Raw genomic sequence first — 256 nt, 5'->3', positions numbered from 1 at the left:
CGGATCAAAGCTTACTTACAGCTCCCCGAAGCATATCGGTGTTAGTCCCGTCCTTCATCGGCTCCTAGTGCCAAGGCATCCACCGTGCGCCCTTTCTAACTTAACCTAAAAGGTTATTTTCTTCTTACTTTAATAAGAGAGAAAAACTAAAGTGGCAATTCTCGGTTTTACTTTGACTTCTTCTTACGATTATCTAGTTTTCAAGGAACGATTAAAAAAAGCTTTGAGAGAATTACTCCCTCAAAACTAAACAAAC

1 rRNA gene is annotated in these 256 nt (G+C 39.5%); it reads right to left on the bottom strand.

Annotated elements, in window-relative coordinates:
* Positions 1 to 106: ribosomal RNA gene (locus M3189_RS26710) — 23S ribosomal RNA — on the bottom strand; the annotation flags it as partial.
* Between the last annotated feature and the right edge of the window lie 150 nt (positions 107 to 256).

This window comes from Neobacillus niacini (assembly GCF_023715415.1).
In the GTDB taxonomy this organism is placed as follows: Bacteria; Bacillota; Bacilli; order Bacillales; family Cytobacillaceae; genus Neobacillus; species Neobacillus niacini_C.
Note: the sequence above shows the minus strand (reverse complement) of the source record. Positions and strands in the feature narration are given on the sequence as shown.